11 protein-coding genes are annotated in these 16,417 nt (G+C 64.7%); 8 read left to right on the top strand and 3 right to left on the bottom strand.

Annotated elements, in window-relative coordinates; translation table 11 throughout:
- On the bottom strand, positions 1–498 hold a 498-nt coding region (locus PC358_RS24665; RefSeq protein ID WP_033703120.1), incomplete at its 3' end, for a biotin/lipoyl-containing protein.
- A gap of 13 nt (positions 499–511) precedes the next feature.
- A complete protein-coding gene (aceE, locus tag PC358_RS24660; protein ID WP_033703119.1) occupies positions 512–3,157 on the bottom strand; it encodes a pyruvate dehydrogenase (acetyl-transferring), homodimeric type in 2,646 nt (881 codons plus the stop codon).
- A 383-nt stretch (positions 3,158–3,540) separates the two neighbouring features.
- Here aceE and glnE point away from each other — a divergent pair, with 383 nt between their 5' ends.
- The 8 genes from glnE to PC358_RS24620 all read left to right on the top strand — a co-directional run bounded on the left by glnE (position 3,541) and on the right by PC358_RS24620 (position 13,619).
- Positions 3,541–6,474, top strand: a complete 2,934-nt coding sequence (gene glnE, locus PC358_RS24655) for a bifunctional [glutamate--ammonia ligase]-adenylyl-L-tyrosine phosphorylase/[glutamate--ammonia-ligase] adenylyltransferase (RefSeq protein ID WP_033703118.1) — start codon at positions 3,541–3,543, stop codon at positions 6,472–6,474.
- 184 nt (positions 6,475–6,658) lie between these two features.
- On the top strand, positions 6,659–7,708 hold the full coding sequence (gene waaF / locus PC358_RS24650) for a lipopolysaccharide heptosyltransferase II (protein ID WP_033703117.1): 1,050 nt from the start codon (positions 6,659–6,661) through the stop codon (positions 7,706–7,708).
- The gene (gene waaC, locus PC358_RS24645) at positions 7,709–8,767 is read left to right on the top strand and encodes a lipopolysaccharide heptosyltransferase I (RefSeq protein WP_033703116.1); all 1,059 of its coding nucleotides are present in this window, start codon (positions 7,709–7,711) and stop codon (positions 8,765–8,767) included. It abuts the gene before it with no gap.
- Positions 8,767–9,891 (top strand): glycosyltransferase family 4 protein, encoded by a 1,125-nt coding sequence (locus tag PC358_RS24640; RefSeq protein WP_033703115.1) that lies wholly within the window; start codon positions 8,767–8,769, stop codon positions 9,889–9,891. Before waaC ends, PC358_RS24640 begins: the two co-directional genes overlap by 1 nt.
- Positions 9,888–10,694, top strand: coding sequence for a lipopolysaccharide core heptose(I) kinase RfaP (gene rfaP / locus PC358_RS24635; protein ID WP_033703114.1), 807 nt, complete (start codon positions 9,888–9,890; stop codon positions 10,692–10,694). Before PC358_RS24640 ends, rfaP begins: the two co-directional genes overlap by 4 nt.
- Positions 10,694–11,428 (top strand): lipopolysaccharide kinase InaA family protein, encoded by a 735-nt coding sequence (locus tag PC358_RS24630; protein WP_033703113.1) that lies wholly within the window; start codon positions 10,694–10,696, stop codon positions 11,426–11,428. The genes rfaP and PC358_RS24630 overlap by 1 nt, the downstream gene beginning before the upstream one ends.
- Positions 11,425–12,177 (top strand): lipopolysaccharide kinase InaA family protein, encoded by a 753-nt coding sequence (locus PC358_RS24625; protein WP_033703112.1) that lies wholly within the window; start codon positions 11,425–11,427, stop codon positions 12,175–12,177. Before PC358_RS24630 ends, PC358_RS24625 begins: the two co-directional genes overlap by 4 nt.
- A complete protein-coding gene (locus PC358_RS24620; protein WP_033703111.1) occupies positions 12,177–13,619 on the top strand; it encodes a lipopolysaccharide kinase InaA family protein in 1,443 nt (480 codons plus the stop codon). The genes PC358_RS24625 and PC358_RS24620 overlap by 1 nt, the downstream gene beginning before the upstream one ends.
- Here the strand turns inward: PC358_RS24620 and PC358_RS24615 are convergent.
- A complete protein-coding gene (locus tag PC358_RS24615; protein ID WP_033703109.1) occupies positions 13,580–16,381 on the bottom strand; it encodes a dermonecrotic toxin domain-containing protein in 2,802 nt (933 codons plus the stop codon). The two genes, PC358_RS24620 and PC358_RS24615, sit on opposite strands and share 40 nt — an antisense overlap.
- Between the last annotated feature and the right edge of the window lie 36 nt (positions 16,382–16,417).

The following is a 16,417-nucleotide window of genomic DNA, read 5'->3' as shown; positions in this document are numbered from 1 at the left end:
GGGCGAAGGGATTTCCATGGAGGCCTTGTCGGACTCCAGGGTAATCAGCGACTGGTCGGCTTCGACGGGGTCGCCGACCTTGACCAGCACTTCGATGATCTTGGCCTTGCCCGACGAGCCGATGTCCGGCACGTGGATGTCCTGCACGCTGGCAGCAGCAGGGGCTGCAGCCGGCGCAGGGGCCGCTTCGGCAGCCGGCTTTTCAGCGGCAGCCGGCGCAGCGGCAGGGGCAGGTGCGGCGGCTGGGGCCTCGGACGCAGCAGCGCCCTCGGCTTCCAGAACCAGCAACTCGTCGCCCTCTTTCAGGCGATCGCCCAGCTTGACCTTCAGCTCTTTGACGATGCCGGCCTTGGGGGCCGGGATCTCCATGGAGGCCTTGTCGGACTCCAGGGTCAGCAGGCTCTGGTCAGCCTCGATACGGTCACCGACCTTGACGAACAGCTCGATGATTTCACCTTCACCGCTGCCGATGTCAGGTACGCGAATGAGTTCGCTCACTTAAAAATACTCCTCAGCAGTCCAGTGGGTTGCGCTTGTCCGGATCGATGCCGAACTTGACGATAGCGTCAGCCACCACTTTCGGTTCGATCTCGCCACGGTCAGCCAAGGCTTCCAGGGCAGCCAGCACCACGAAGTGACGGTCGACTTCGAAGAAGTGACGCAGCTTCTTGCGGCTGTCGCTGCGACCGTAACCATCGGTACCCAGGACTTTGAACTCTTTGCTCGGCACCCACTGGCGAATCTGTTCGGCGAACAGCTTCATGTAGTCGGTGGAGGCGATGACCGGGCCTTTGCGACCGTTCAGGCACTCTTCGACGTAAGTCAGCTGAGGCTTCTGGCCAGGCTTGAGGCGGTTGGCGCGTTCCACGGCCAGGCCGTCACGACGCAGTTCGTTGAAGCTGGTGACGCTCCACACGTCGGCACCGACGTTGAACTCTTCACGCAGGATCTTCGCCGCTTCGCGGACTTCGCGCAGGATGGTGCCGGAGCCCATCAGCTGAACGTGGTGCGCGGCTTCGCGGGTGTCTTCTTCGAGCAGGTACATGCCCTTGATGATGCCTTCCTCGACACCGGCCGGCATGGCTGGCTGCTGGTAGGATTCGTTCATCACGGTGATGTAGTAGAAGATGTCCTGTTGCTCTTCGGTCATCTTCTTCATGCCGTCCTGGATGATCACCGCCAGCTCGTAGCCGTAGGTCGGATCATAGGTGCGGCAGTTCGGGATGGTGCCCGCCATCATGTGGCTGTGACCGTCTTCGTGCTGCAGGCCTTCACCGTTGAGGGTGGTACGGCCGGCGGTACCGCCGATCAGGAAGCCACGGGTGCGGCTGTCGCCAGCGGCCCAGGCCAGGTCGCCGATACGCTGGAAGCCGAACATCGAGTAGAAGATGTAGAACGGCAGCATCGGCTGGTTGTGGCAGCTGTACGAGGTACCGGCAGCGATGAACGACGACATGGCGCCGGCTTCGTTGATGCCTTCCTCGAGGATCTGGCCCTTCTTGTCTTCGCGGTAGAACATCACCTGGTCTTTATCGACTGGCTCGTAGAGCTGGCCGACCGACGAGTAGATGCCCAACTGGCGGAACATGCCTTCCATACCGAAGGTACGGGCTTCGTCCGGGATGATCGGGACGATGCGCTGGCCGATTTCCTTGTCCTTGACCAGCTGCGCCAGGATGCGCACGAAGGCCATGGTGGTGGAAATTTCACGGTCGCCCGAGCCGTCCAGGATCGCTTTCAGCGTTTCCAGGGATGGGGTCGGTACGCTGAAGCTCTTGGCGCGGCGCTGAGGTACGAAGCCACCCAGGGCAGCGCGGCGCTCGGCCAGGTACTTGGCTTCGGCAGAACCTTCTTCCGGCTTAAAGAACGGCAGGTTCTCGAGGTCGGCATCCTTGACCGGGATGTCGAAGCGGTCACGGAAGTGACGCAGGCTGTCGACGTCGACCTTCTTGGTGTTGTGCGCGGTGTTCTTGGCTTCGCCTGCACCGGTGCCGTAACCCTTGATGGTCTTGGCCAGGATGACAGTCGGCTGCTCTTTGTGGTTCACCGCCTGGTGGTAAGCCGCGTAGACCTTGTACGGGTCGTGGCCGCCACGGTTGAGCTTCCAGATCTCTTCGTCGGACAGGTCTTCGACCATGGCCTTGAGCTCTGGGGTGTTGAAGAAGTTCTCACGCACGTAGGCGCCGTCTTTGGCTTTGTAGTTCTGGTACTCGCCATCGATGACTTCGTCCATGCGGCGCTGCAGGGCACCGTTGGTGTCCTTGGCCAGCAGTGGGTCCCAGAAACGGCCCCAGACGACTTTGTTGACGTTCCAGCCACCGCCACGGAACACGCCTTCGAGTTCCTGGATGATCTTGCCGTTGCCGCGAACCGGGCCGTCGAGGCGCTGCAGGTTGCAGTTGATGACAAAGATCAGGTTGTCCAGCTTCTCGCGGCCAGCCAGGGCAATCGCGCCCAGGGATTCCGGCTCGTCGCACTCGCCGTCGCCCATGAAGCACCAGACCTTCTGCTTGCCGGCCGGGATGAAGCCACGGGCTTCCAGGTACTTCATGAAGCGTGCCTGGTAGATCGCCTGGATCGGGCCCAGGCCCATCGAAACGGTCGGGAACTGCCAGAAGTCAGGCATCAGCCAAGGGTGCGGGTACGAAGACAGGCCTTTGCCGTCCACTTCCTGACGGAAGTTGTTCATCTGGTCTTCGCTGATGCGCCCTTCCATGAAGGCACGGGCGTAGACGCCTGGCGAAGCGTGGCCCTGGAAGAACACCAGGTCGCCGCCGTGTTCTTCGGTCGGGGCCTGGAAGAAGTAGTTGAAGCCGATGTCGTACAGGGTGGCACTGGAGGCGAAGCTGGAGATGTGCCCGCCCAGGTCCGAGTCTTTCAGGTTGGTGCGCATGACCATGGCCAGAGCGTTCCAACGCACCAACGAGCGAATGCGGCGTTCCATGAACAGGTCGCCAGGCATGCGTGCTTCGTGGGTGACAGGGATGGTGTTGCGGTATGGCGTGGTGATCGCATACGGCAGCTGGGAGCCACTACGGGTGGCCAGCTCGCCCATACGGGTCATCAGGTAATGAGCGCGGTCTTCGCCTTCTTTGTCGAGGACCGACTCCAGGGCATCCAGCCATTCCTGGGTTTCGATTGGATCGAGGTCTTGCATGGCTTGCTCCAGGGCGGAAAGGCAACCAGAATCGATTGCCTGAGTTTGCGACTGGCCTTATGGGCAGACGTCGTGAATTCTTGGATTACCGGAGTGTGATCCGGCGCCGTGTAGTTTTACTACAAATGCATTCGCATTTCATGCTTTTAGACAGTCGGGGTAGTAGTAAAACTACAGAAATGCGGCTTTTGGTCGCACCCCTGCTTGTGGGGAAAAACGTTCATGTTGGTTGGCGGTGTGTCGCGAACGGGTGATTCTTGATGTTTTTTGCCAGTGATTCGTTTTTTTTAGCTATTTCCAACTTTTGTATGACAGTCCAACCGTGGTCCGCCTTCCATTTGGCCGCCTTTACCCCTCTCTTTCACGCCGATCAAGGATAGTCCATGCGCCTGCCTTTGCCGCTCGATCTGCCCGCCACCCTGCAACCGCTGGTCGCTCGTAATCAGCAGTTCCTCAGCGATGCCGTGGCTGGCCACCCCGAACTCGACCTGAACGCTTGGAGCCCGGCCCATCGGCAACAGTTCGACCAGGTTGCCGCCGCCAGCGACTTCGTCCTCGGCCAGGCCCAGCGCGAGCCGGCCATGCTGTTTGCGCTGATGGCCAGTGGGGAACTCGAGCGGCGCTATGCGCCCGGTGAATTGCGCGCGCAAGTCGCTGCCGTGGCCCAGGCCGCGCAAAGCGAAGACGCGCTTGCGCGTAACCTGCGCCGCGAGCGCAACCGTCAGCAGGTGCGCATCATCTGGCGCGACATCACCCGCCAGGCCGAACTGGGTGAAACCTGCCGCGACCTCTCCGACCTTGCCGACGCCGCCATCGACGAAGCCTATCAATGGCTGTACCCACGCCATTGCCAGCAGTTCGGCACGCCCATCGGCCACCGCAGCGGCCAGCCGCAGCACATGGTGGTGCTGGGCATGGGCAAGCTGGGGGCGGTAGAGCTGAACCTGTCGTCGGACATCGACCTGATCTTCGCCTTCCCCGAGGGCGGCGAGACCGAAGGGGTCAAGCGCTCGTTGGACAACCAGGAGTTCTTCACCCGCCTGGGCCAGCGCCTGATCAAGGCCCTGGACCCGGTCACCGTCGACGGTTTCGTGTTCCGCGTCGACATGCGCCTGCGCCCCTATGGTTCGGCCGGTTCGCTGGTACTGAGCTTCAATGCCCTGGAACAGTACTACCAGGACCAGGGCCGTGACTGGGAGCGCTACGCCATGATCAAGGCCCGGGTAGTGGCCGGTGACCAGGTGGCAGGCGCCCAGTTGCAAGAGATGCTGCGCCCGTTCGTCTATCGCCGTTACCTGGACTTCTCGGCCATCGAGGCCCTGCGCACCATGAAGCAGTTGATCCAGCAGGAGGTGCGGCGCAAGGGCATGTCCGAGAACATCAAGCTGGGTGCCGGCGGCATCCGCGAGGTGGAATTCATCGCCCAGGCCTTCCAGCTGATCCACGGCGGGCGTGACCTGAGCCTGCAGCAACGGCCCTTGCTCAAGGTGCTGGCGACCCTCGAAGGCCAAGGTTACCTGCCGCCGGCGGTGGTGGCCGAGCTGCGCGAAGGCTACGAGTTCCTACGCTATACCGAGCACGCCATCCAGGCCATCGCCGACCGCCAGACCCAGATGCTGCCAGACAGCGAGACAGACCAGGCGCGTGTGGCCTATATCCTGGGCTTCGCCGACTGGCAGGGCTTCCATGACCAGTTGATGCAATGGCGTGGCCGTGTCGACTGGCACTTCCGCCAGGTGATCGCCGACCCGGATGACGAAGACGGCGAGGGTGAGCTGGTGGTGGGTGGCGAGTGGTCGCCGCTGTGGGAGCAGGCGCAGGATGAAGACGCCGCCTGCCGGCAGCTCGAAGAAGCCGGCTTCAAGCAGCCTGCCGATGCCTTGCGCCGCCTGGCCGGGTTGCGCTCCAGCCCGCAGCTGCGGTCGATGCAGCGCATTGGCCGCGAGCGCCTGGATGCCTTCATCCCACGGCTGCTGGCCCAGGCCGTCGAGCATCAAGACCCTGATCTGGTGCTTGAGCGGGTGCTGCCGCTGGTCGAGGCGGTCGCGCGGCGTTCGGCCTACTTGGTGCTGCTCACCGAAAACCCGGGGGCCCTGCGCCGGCTGTTGACCCTGTGCGCGGCCAGCCCGTGGATCGCCGAACAGATTGCCCGCTACCCGTTGCTGCTCGACGAACTGCTCAACGAAGGCCGGCTGTTCAGCCCGCCACTGGCGCCGGAGCTGGCCAGCGAACTGCGCGAGCGTTTGACGCGCATCCCCGAGGACGACCTGGAGCAGCAGATGGAGGCGCTGCGCCACTTCAAGCTGGCCCATAGCTTGCGTGTGGCCGCCTCGGAAATCAGCGGCAACCTGCCGTTGATGAAAGTCAGCGACTACCTGACCTGGCTGGCCGAAGCCATCCTTGACCAGGTGCTGGCGCTGGCCTGGCGCCAGACCGTGGCCCGCCACGGCCAGCCCAAGCGCAGTGATGGCAGCCTGTGCGACCCGGGTTTCATCATCATTGGCTACGGCAAGGTCGGTGGCCTGGAGCTGGGCCATGGCTCGGACCTGGACCTGGTGTTCATCCACGACGGTGACCCGCAGGCCGAAACCGATGGCGACAAGCCCATCGACAGTGCGCAGTTTTTCACCCGCCTGGGCCAGCGCATCATCCACCTGCTGACCACCCAGACCAACTCCGGGCAGCTCTACGACGTGGACATGCGCCTGCGCCCGTCCGGCGCTTCGGGGCTGCTGGTGAGTTCGCTCGGTGCATTCGAGCGCTATCAGCAGAACGAAGCCTGGACCTGGGAGCACCAGGCCCTGGTGCGGGCCCGCGTGCTGGTCGGCTGCAAGCAGGTGGGCGCAGCGTTCGAAGGCGTACGCGCCAAGGTGTTGGGGCAGGCCCGTGACCTTGAGAAATTGCGCACCGAAGTCAGTGAAATGCGCGCCAAGATGCGCGGCAATCTCGGTACCAAGGCTACCGCCGCCGGCACGGCGGCGAATGCGTTCGATGCCGGGGTTGCGTTCGATATCAAGCAGGATGCCGGCGGTATCGTCGATATCGAATTTATGGTGCAATACGCCGCTTTGGCCTGGTCTTTTGACCATCCGGCCATACTTCGATGGACCGATAACATCCGCATTCTGGAAGAGCTGGAGCAGGCGGGCTTGATGCCGGCCAGTGACGCGGTACTGTTGCGCGAGGTGTACAAGGCGTTCCGTTCTGCCTCCCACCGCCAGGCCTTGCAGAAGCAGGCCGGGGTGATCGATGCGGCGCAGTTTGCCGATGAGCGTCGTGAGGTACGGCGCATCTGGGGCGAGCTTGGGCTGAGTTGAGATTGCCGGGGCCGCTTGGCGGCCCTTTCCGACCGGTCCGGCGCCCCGGCAGGGCCGCTCCGGGGGCCTGGAGGCCCATGTTCCACCACCGGTGGTACACTGTCCGCCACATAGCCTGAATATAAAGAGGGGAGGCCAGGCTGTACCGCAGCCTGCAGCCTCCCCGAGCGTTTCTGGACTAAGCATGAGAATACTGATCATTGGCCCCAGCTGGGTCGGCGACATGGTAATGGCGCAGACCCTGTTCCAGTGCCTGAAACAGCAGCACCCCGACTGCGTGATCGACGTGCTGGCGCCCGAGTGGAGCCGGCCGATCCTCGAACGCATGCCCGAAGTGCGTCAGGCCTTGAGCTTCCCGCTCGGCCATGGCGCGCTGGAGCTGGCCACGCGGCGGCGCATCGGCAAGTCCCTGGCCGGCCAGTACGACCAGGCGATCCTGCTGCCCAACTCGCTGAAATCGGCGTTGGTACCGTTTTTTGCCGGTATCCCCAAACGCACCGGCTGGCGCGGCGAGATGCGTTTCGGCCTGCTCAACGACGTGCGCAAGCTGGACAAGGCGCGCTACCCGCTGATGATCGAGCGCTTCATGGCCCTGGCCTATGCGCCGGGTGCCGAGCTGCCGCAACCCTACCCGCGCCCCAGCCTGCAGATCGAGGCGCAGAGCCGCGACCTGGCCCTGGCCAAGTTCGGCCTGGCGCTGGACCGCCCGGTGCTGGCGTTGTGCCCTGGTGCTGAATTTGGCGAGGCCAAGCGCTGGCCGGCCGAGCACTACGCCGCCGTGGCCGACGCCATGATCCGCCAGGGCTGGCAGGTGTGGCTGTTCGGCTCGAAAAGCGATCACCCGGTCGGTGAGCAGATCCGCGACCGGCTGATCCCGGGGCTGCGTGAAGAATCGTACAACCTGGCGGGTGAAACCTCGCTGGCCGAGGCCATCGACTTGATGTCCTGCGCCGATTCGGTGGTGTCCAACGACTCTGGGCTGATGCACGTGGCTGCCGCGCTGAACCGCCCGCTGGTCGCCGTCTATGGCTCGACCTCGCCGGGCTTCACGCCGCCGCTGGCCGAGCACGTCGAAGTGGTGCGCACCGGCATCGAATGCAGCCCTTGTTTCGACCGTACCTGCCGCTTCGGGCACTACAACTGCCTGCGCCTGCTCGAACCGCAGCGCGTCATCGCCGCCTTGCACAGCCTGGGTGGTCCGAACCTGATCGATACCGTGGCCGAGGTCGACTAAGTGCGGGTACTGATCATCAAGACTTCGTCGCTGGGGGATGTGATCCATACCCTGCCGGCAATCACCGATGCCGCCCACGCCATACCGGGCATTCGTTTCGACTGGGTGGTGGAAGAAGGCTTTGCCGAGATCCCCAGCTGGCACCCTGCGGTCGACGAGGTGATCCCGGTGGCGATCCGGCGCTGGCGCAAGCATCTCTGGCAGACCCTGAAGAGCGGCGAGTGGAAGGCGTTCAAGCAGCGTGTTCGCGCGCGCAAGTACGACCTGGTGATCGATGCCCAGGGCCTGGTCAAATCGGCCTGGCTGACCCGATACGTCAAGGCACCGGTGGCCGGGCTGGACCGCTACTCGGCCCGCGAAGGCCTGGCCAGCCGCTTCTATGACCGGCCGCTGTCGGTCGCGGTTGGCCAGCACGCCGTGGAGCGGGTGCGTCAACTGTTCGCCATGGCCCTGGCCTATGACCTGCCGGAGGGCATCGGCAACTACGGCCTGGACCTTGATCGCCTGCAATTGCCGCCAGCCGCCCCCTACGTGGTATTCCTGCACGGCACCACCTGGGCCACCAAGCATTGGCCCGAGGCCTACTGGCGCGAGCTGGCCGAGCGCATGGGCCGGCGCAAGCTGCAAGTGCGCCTGCCCTGGGGCAACCCGGCCGAGAAGGCGCGCGCCGAGCGTATCGCCCAGGGCTTGAACAACTGCCAGGTGCTGCCCAAATTGAACCTTGTCGGCGTCGCCCGCGTGCTGGCTGCGGCCAAGGCCTGCGTGGCCGTGGACACCGGCCTGGGCCATCTGGCCGCAGCGCTGGACGTGCCGACCATTTCGCTGTTTGGCCCGACCAACCCTGGCCTGACCGGCGCCTATGGCCGCGCCCAGGTTCACCAGGCCAGCGATTTCCCCTGCGCGCCCTGCCTGCAGAAGAAGTGCACCTACAAACCGAGCGCCGATGACCTGCGCCGGTTCGATCTCAAACGCGAGTGGCCACTGTGCTTCACTCGCCTGAATCCCGAGCATGTGGCGAGCCGCTTGAGCGCGTTGCTGCTGGCTGAGGATGTTCGTTAATGCAACTGGCTTTCGTGCTTTACAAATATTTCCCCTTCGGCGGGCTGCAGCGCGACTTCATGCGCATTGCCCTGGAATGCCAGAAGCGCGGCCATCAGATTCGCGTGTACACGCTGATCTGGGAAGGTGATATTCCGCCGGGCTTCGAAGTGCTGGTGGCGCCGGTCAAGGCGCTGTTCAACCACCGGCGCAACGAGAAGCTCAGCGCCTGGATGGCCGCCGACCTTGCCAAGCGCCCGGTCGACCGCCTGATCGGCTTCAACAAGATGCCGGGGCTGGACGTGTACTACGCCGCCGACGGCTGCTTCGAAGACAAGGCCCAGACCCTGCGCGGCGGCCTGTACAAGCGCTGGGGCCGCTACCGGCACTTTGCCGCGTACGAGCGGGCGGTGTTCGCCAAGGATGCGAAAACCGAGGTGCTGATGATCTCCGAGGTGCAGCAGCCGCTGTTCGTCAAACATTACGGCACCCCGGCAGAACGCTTCCACCTGCTGCCGCCGGGCATTTCCCCGGATCGCCGCGCGCCGGCCAATGCCGCCGAGATCCGCGCCGGGTTCCGCAAGGAATTCAACCTGGCGGACGATGACCTGCTGCTGGTGCAGATTGGTTCGGGGTTCAAGACCAAGGGCGTCGACCGTAGCCTCAAGGCCTTGGCCGCACTGCCGTCGGCGTTGCGCAAGCGCACCCGCCTGATGGTCATCGGCCAGGACGACCCCAAGGTGTTCCAGCTGCAAAGCGCCACCCTCGGCTTGGGCGACCAGGTGCAGTTCCTCAAGGGGCGTAGCGACATCCCGCGCTTCCTGCTGGGCGCCGACCTGCTGATTCACCCGGCCTACAACGAAAACACCGGCACCGTGCTGCTCGAAGCCCTGGTGGCAGGCCTGCCGGTGCTGGTGTCCAAGGTGTGTGGCTACGCCCACTACATTGCCGAGGCCGACTGCGGCCTGGTCCTGGACGAGCCGTTCGAGCAGGAACAACTCAATGGCTACCTGCAACGCATGCTCGAAGACCCGCAGGCGCGCGCCGACTGGTCGCGCAATGGCCTGGCCTTTGCCGATACGGCCGACCTGTACAGCATGCCGCAGCATGCTGCCGACGTGATCCTGGGGCAGGAGACCGCATGAAGCTGATACTGGCCGAACCCTTCAAGCGCCTGTGGGCCGGGCGTGATGCCTTCGAGGCCGTGGAAGCGCTGCAAGGCGAGGTATACCGCGAGCTGGAAGGCCGCCGCACTCTGCGCACGGAGGTCGAGGGCAAAGGCTTTTTCGTCAAGATCCACCGGGGCATCGGTTGGGGCGAGATTTTCAAGAACCTGTTCAGCGCCAAGCTGCCGGTGCTCGGTGCCGGCCAGGAATGGCGAGCCATCCAGCGTCTGCACGAGGTCGGTGTGCCGACCATGACCGCAGTCGCCTATGGCGAGCGCGGCAGCAACCCGGCCACCCAGCACTCGTTCATCGTCACCGAAGAGCTGGCGCCGACCATCAGCCTGGAAGACTTCAGCATCGATTGGGTCAGGCAGGCGCCCGAGCCACGCCTCAAGCGTGCGCTGATCGCCGAAGTGGCGAAGATGACCGGTGGCATGCACCGCGCCGGGGTCAACCACCGCGACTGCTACATCTGCCACTTCCTGCTGCACACCGACCGCCCGGTGACGGCAGACGACTTCAAGCTGTCGGTCATCGACCTGCACCGTGCCCAGACGCGGGCGAGCATCAGCCGCCGCTGGCGCGACAAGGACCTGGCCGCGCTGTATTTCTCGGCGCTGGACATCGGCCTGACCCGTCGCGACAAATTGCGTTTTCTGCGTGGCTACTTCCAGCGCCCGCTGCGCCAGGTGCTTGCCGAAGAGGCCGCGCTGCTTGCCTGGCTGGAACGCAAGGCGCAGAAACTCTATGACCGCAAGCAACGTTATGGGGATGCACTCTGATGTCGGGTTGGACACTGGCGCCCGGCTACGAACACCTGGCGGCGGATTTCGGCAGCCTTGATGCCGTCTTTGCCATCCAGGGCGAACGCTTGACCCGCGACCCGCTCAGCGAGGTGGTGCGCATCGAGCGTGACGGCGTCAATTACTACGTCAAGCGTTACACCGGCGCCGGCAAGCACATGCGCCGTTACCTCGGCAGGCCGCGCATCAAGGCCGAATGGCAGAACCTCAAGCAGTTCGCCAAGTGGGGCATCCCCACCGCCGAAGTGGTCGCCTGGGGCCTGGAACGCAAGGGCCTGGCGTTTGGCCGGGGGGCGATGATCACCCGTGAACTGCCGCGCACCGAAGACTTGTCGGCGCTGGCCGAGCGCAATGATGCACGCCTGGCTGACCGGGCCTGGGTCGAGCATGTCAGCCAACAGCTGGCGCGCCACACTCGGGTCATGCACGAGCACCGTTTCGCCCACAACGACCTGAAGTGGCGCAACTTGCTGGTCGACGACCAGGGCACGCTATTCTTCATCGACTGCCCGACCGGCGACTTCTGGCGCGGTTTCATGTGGCGGCACCGGATGATCAAAGACCTGGCGTGCCTGGACAAGGTCGCCAAATACCACCTGTCGGCGACCCAGCGCCTGCGTTTCTACCTGCAATACCGCGGTCGCGACCGGCTCAATGCCCGCGACAAGAAGCGGATCCGCCAGGTGCTGAGCTTTTTCGAGGGAAGGGAATGACCGATTACCTGGCCAGCGCAGACCTCGCGCTGCTCAAACGCCACGGCTTGAACGACTTCGAGGCGCTGTGGGCGCTGCAGCTCGATGCCGTGGACGAGCCCAACACCGGGCGCGGGGGCTGGAGCAGCGTGTTCCGCCTGGAGCTCGAAGGCAAAGGCTACTACCTCAAGCGCCAGAGCGACTACCTCACCCGCACCCTGCACAGGCCCTTCGGCGAACCGACCTTCGCCCGCGAATTCCGCAATATCAGCCGTTACCAGAAGCTGCACATCCCGGCTTTGCAGGCGGTGTTCTATGGCGAGCGCAAGCAGGCCGGCCAGCACCGGGCAATCCTCATGACCCGGGCGCTGGACGAATGGGCCGACCTGGACAGCCTGTTGGCCCAGTGGCCGCAGTTGGGCGACGCCGAACGCAAAGGCATCCTTGAAGCCTGCGGCCAGTTGGCGCGCACGCTGCACAGCGCCGGGCAGGTACATGGCTGCTTCTACCCCAAGCATATTTTCTTGCGCCAGCGCCGCGAGGGCTGGGACGCGCAACTGATCGACCTGGAAAAGACCCGGCCGCTGCTGTTCGGCATGCGTGACCGGCTCAAGGACCTGGAGCCGTTGCTGCGCCGTGCCAGTGCCTGGAGTGAGGCGGATGTGCGTCAGTTGCTGGCGGCCTACCTGGCGCAGCCGTCGGACAGCGCCCTGGTCGACAACTGGCTGCAACGGCTGACGCAACGCCGTCGTGAAAAAGAGGCCCGCTGATGCGTTTGTCTGAACTGAAAGCTGCCGGGCGCACCCCGGCATTGCCCTTGAGTATCACCCTGGCCGATGCCGCCGGTAGCGCCGACCTGCAATTGTTCAGCCTGCTGCGCGTACTGCCCGGCCAGCGCTATGTCGGTGCCGGTGTCTGGCGTGGCACGCCGGTGCTGGCCAAGTTGCTGGTGGGGGGCAACGCTGCGCGGCATTTCCAGCGCGAGTTGCAGGGCGTGAAGCTGTTGGCCGAGCAAGGCCTGACCACGCCGAAGCTGCTGGCCGATGGCTTGAAGGAAGGCGAGGGCGGCTGGCTGTTGTTCGAGTTTCTCGATGGCGCAGAAAGCCTGGCCGATGCCTGGGCCGCCGTTGAGCACCTGCCGGTACTGGCCGACGAACAGCACCTGGTGCTGGGCGAAGCGCTGACCGCGGTGGCGCAGATGCACGCCAAGGGCCTGTGGCAGGAAGACCTGCACCTGGACAACCTGCTGCGCCACGGCGCCAAGCTGTACCTGATCGATGGCGCGGGCATCAAGGCCGAGACGCCGGGCCAGCAGTTGTCGCGCCCGCGTGTGCTGGAAAACCTCGGGGTGTTCTTCGCCCAGTTGCCCAAGCGTCTGGAGCCCTTCATCGAAGAGCTGCTGGTGCATTACCTGCTGGCCAATGCCGAGCACGCGTTGCCGATGGAAGCGCTGCAAAAGCAGATCGACAAGGTGCGCAACTGGCGCCAGAAGGACTACCTGGAAAAGGCCGGCCGCGAGTGCACACTGTTCAGTGTCGAGCGCAGCCTTTCGGGCCTGCGGGCGATCCGCCGTGGTGAAGTCGAAGCGATGCTGCCGGTGCTGGCGCAGGCTGATGCGCTGATCGACAACGGCCACCTGTACAAGACCGGTGGCGCCGCCAGCGTGGCTCGCATCGACGTCGATGGCCGCCCGTTGGTGCTCAAGCGCTACAACATCAAGAACACCGCGCACTGGTTCAAGCGCTTCTGGCGCCCGAGCCGGGCCTGGCACTCGTGGATCGAAGGCCACCGCTTGGAGTTCCTCGACATCGCCACACCGCGCCCGTTGGCGGTGCTGGAGCAACGGGTGATGGGGCTGCGCAGCCGTGCGTACCTGGTCACCGAATTCGTCGATGGCCCGGACCTGACCGCGTGCTTTGCGCCCTATGTGGAAAACGGCGAGGCGCCTGAAGAGCAGGTCGATGCGTTGGTCAAGGTGATGCAGCAACTGATCCGCGAGCGCATCAGCCATGGTGATTTCAAGGGCCACAACCTGTTCTGGCACAACGGCCAATGGTCGCTGATCGACCTCGACGCCATGTGCCAGCACGCCACCGGGCTCAGCTTCGCCCCGGCCTACGCCCGTGACCGGGCGCGGCTGCTGCGCAACTGGCCGAGTAGCTGTGCCCTGCATCAGCGCCTCGACCGGTTGCTGCCACGGCTCGCCGAGTAGCCTTCGGGCAGCGCCAGCCAATCGCTGCTGCGCCCGGCCTGGCGCACACGGATGCGCCATTGTTGGTCTTGCCAGCGCAGGATCGCCCACGGCACCACGCCGGCTTGCTGGGCGTGGGGGATGAGCAGGTGGTAGCGCCCGGCGAGCAGGTGCGCGCGCAGCGGCAGTTGCCCGGCAGCGGTTTGCAGGTAGAGCTGGTCGTCTGCTCGGTACAGCCCTGCCAGCGCATCCACCGCCTCACCCGCCAGCGGCGATTGCAGGCGGCAGTCGGCCAGCAACTGCGCAAGATCCGGCAGGCCGTCGTACCACAGCACCGGTGAGTCGATGACCCAGTTGCCATCGGCCAGGCGTTTGACCGGCTGCTGCAAGTAGGCATCGGGTTGCGTCGGGTCGATGACCCGCCAGCGACGGCCGTCGAACACGACCTTGTAATAACGGCCGTGGGCGTCCTGGATGTAATACAGGGTCAGCCCTTCGAATGCCGATGCTTTCTCGAAAACGCCTTCGCCGTGCACACCGTCAATGGTGTAGCGCAGGTTATCGAGTGCAGGCGTGATGCTGTAACGCGAGGGCAATGGTAATGGCGGTTGTGTCGGCATGCCACGCATCATCCGGCGCATCAGGCCGGTGCTGACCATGCTGGTGCCGGCATCGTTGGCATAGCTCAGGGCGTTGTAGGTATGGGTCAGCACGCCGTCGATGTCATCTTGGCCAAAGGCATCCACCCCACCCCAGATCTCGATGGCCATGCGCCCCAGCGCAAGCGGAAGTTGCACCCGGGCAGGCAGTACCAGGCTGATCAGGTCTAGCAGGCGCCAGGCCAGGTCGGCGCCCTGCTGGAGGTCGGCTTCCCCGGTGGTACGGCTGTCGGCATCGACCTTGGCCAGCCAGGCGCGCACTTCGGCCCTGTAGCAGGCGAAAAACAGCTCGTCGTCGATCGCCGGGGTGCGCAGTGCGGGGCTCAGCCGGCCTTTGTTCAGCAGCCGCTCGATGCCTGCGGGTGCCAGCAACGGCAAGCGGCCCGCCACGTAGGCGCGCAGGGCGGGTTGTTTGCGCAGCAGGCGCATCAGTTCGCGCGCATTGCTCAGCCCCCGCCAGGCGCGGCGGTCGGGTGCGTCCGGCGTGTAGAGGATGAACGCCCCCACGCCGGCGCCCTCGGCATTGATCAGCAACACGCCTTGCAAGGTATGGCCATGGATCGTCAATTGGCGCACGGTGACGCGTTGTCCGTCCACCGGGGGGCGAAGCGCGTTATGCGGATAGTCCAGCACCTGACGCACCCAACGGTAGGCTCGCTCATCGGGGTTGCGGGCGAGATGCCCGGCATAGCGCGCCTTGGCCGCCTCGGCGCACATGCGGGCGCGGTTGACCAGGGCATGGGCGTTCAGCCGCCACCCCCCGACCGGGGAATCGATCAATTGGGTTTTCAGGTAGGCATGATAGCTGCCACCGACATTCAGGTGCCTGATCATCGCCTTGATGTAGGCCGGGTTCAGTGCCTCGGGTAATGGCTTGCCGTGACGGTGGGTTATCCGGGCGGTGAGCCAGTAGTCGTAGTCGAACCAGGCCACGTTGCGCAATGCCAGCTCGTGTAGCGGGTAGCTCTCTCTGATCAGTTCGATCATCTGGCCACCGACGTGCTGGAAGCCTCGCCAGGTAACGTAGCTTGAAGGGTGAAACGGATTCAACTGCGGGCCTGCCTGCCGGCTGTGCACGACATGGATCATGATGTCTGCGGCTGCGTAGCGCAGGCCATGATCGTGGCGCAGGCGTTCTTCGACGCGCGCGCGCGCCCAGCCCTGCAGGCTGTCCTGCTGGCGGAACTGCCCCAGGGTGAGGATGCCCGGGGCGGCGACGCGATTGCCGGCGGCCACCAGTTGTTGCATCGTCTGCATGATATGCGTAAGCCCCTGGGGCCCTGCCTTGCTCAACCAATTGGGCAGGTTTTTTTCCAGCAGCAGGCCGTAGCGGGTGTCGAGCAAGGCTTGCTTGCCGGCTTCAGCCGCCACTGAAAGGGCATTGTGCAGCGTCTCGACGGCCGGTGCCGGGGCACCCTGGGCGCTTGCCCAGGCTTGGTTGACACGCAGGCGCTGCGCTTCGATCAGGCTGTCGACCTGGGCTTGCACCGGGTCATCGGGATACCATTCGTAGCGTAGCCGGTCGGCCTTGGCGGCGTTGCCGATACGCGCGTCATCAACCAGCAGGCTTAGCAGTGGCGGGCCTTGCAGTGGGTCGTCGAGGCGCTCGCACAGCTCAAGGTGCAAGTCGGCCAGCGAGGCGTAGGCCTCGATGCCCTGGGCCAGGCCGCACAGCAAGGCCGGGCCCAGGGCCTGCTCTGGGGTGAGCTCGGCAGCCTCGTCGTTGCCGGTGACGACCACGAACATACCCGGCAGCACCGCGCGGCTGTGGGGCTGGCTACGGCTGAGGACCAGGCGGTACACCTGGGCACGCGTGGCCACCGGCTGGGGCCTCCGTTGCCAGGCGTTGGGCAGGTCGAGGCACAGGCTGAGGGCGTCGGCCTCGGGGGCGGGCAAGGTCCCGTCGGCCTGGCGCAGTGTCAGCTCGGCGTGCATCAGGGCGCGGCGCAGATCGCCGAGGCGCACCCTGCGCGAGCGGCCTTGGGTGTCGCAGGCGGCCCAGTATTCCGCCAGTTCGCCCTGCAATTGCTGTCGGCTGAGCGGTTGCCGGTCGGCGGCCGGTAATTGCGCCAGCAGGACGATGATCTGCTGGTCGAGGAATTCGATGCGTTCCAGCGGTAGCATGTTGCGCTCCTTTCTTAAGGGAGCCGTAACGTTAGG

Origin of the sequence: Pseudomonas capeferrum (assembly GCF_000731675.1) — a bacterium.
GTDB lineage: Bacteria > Pseudomonadota > Gammaproteobacteria > Pseudomonadales > Pseudomonadaceae > Aquipseudomonas > Aquipseudomonas capeferrum.
This window is presented reverse-complemented; position numbering and strand designations above follow the sequence as displayed.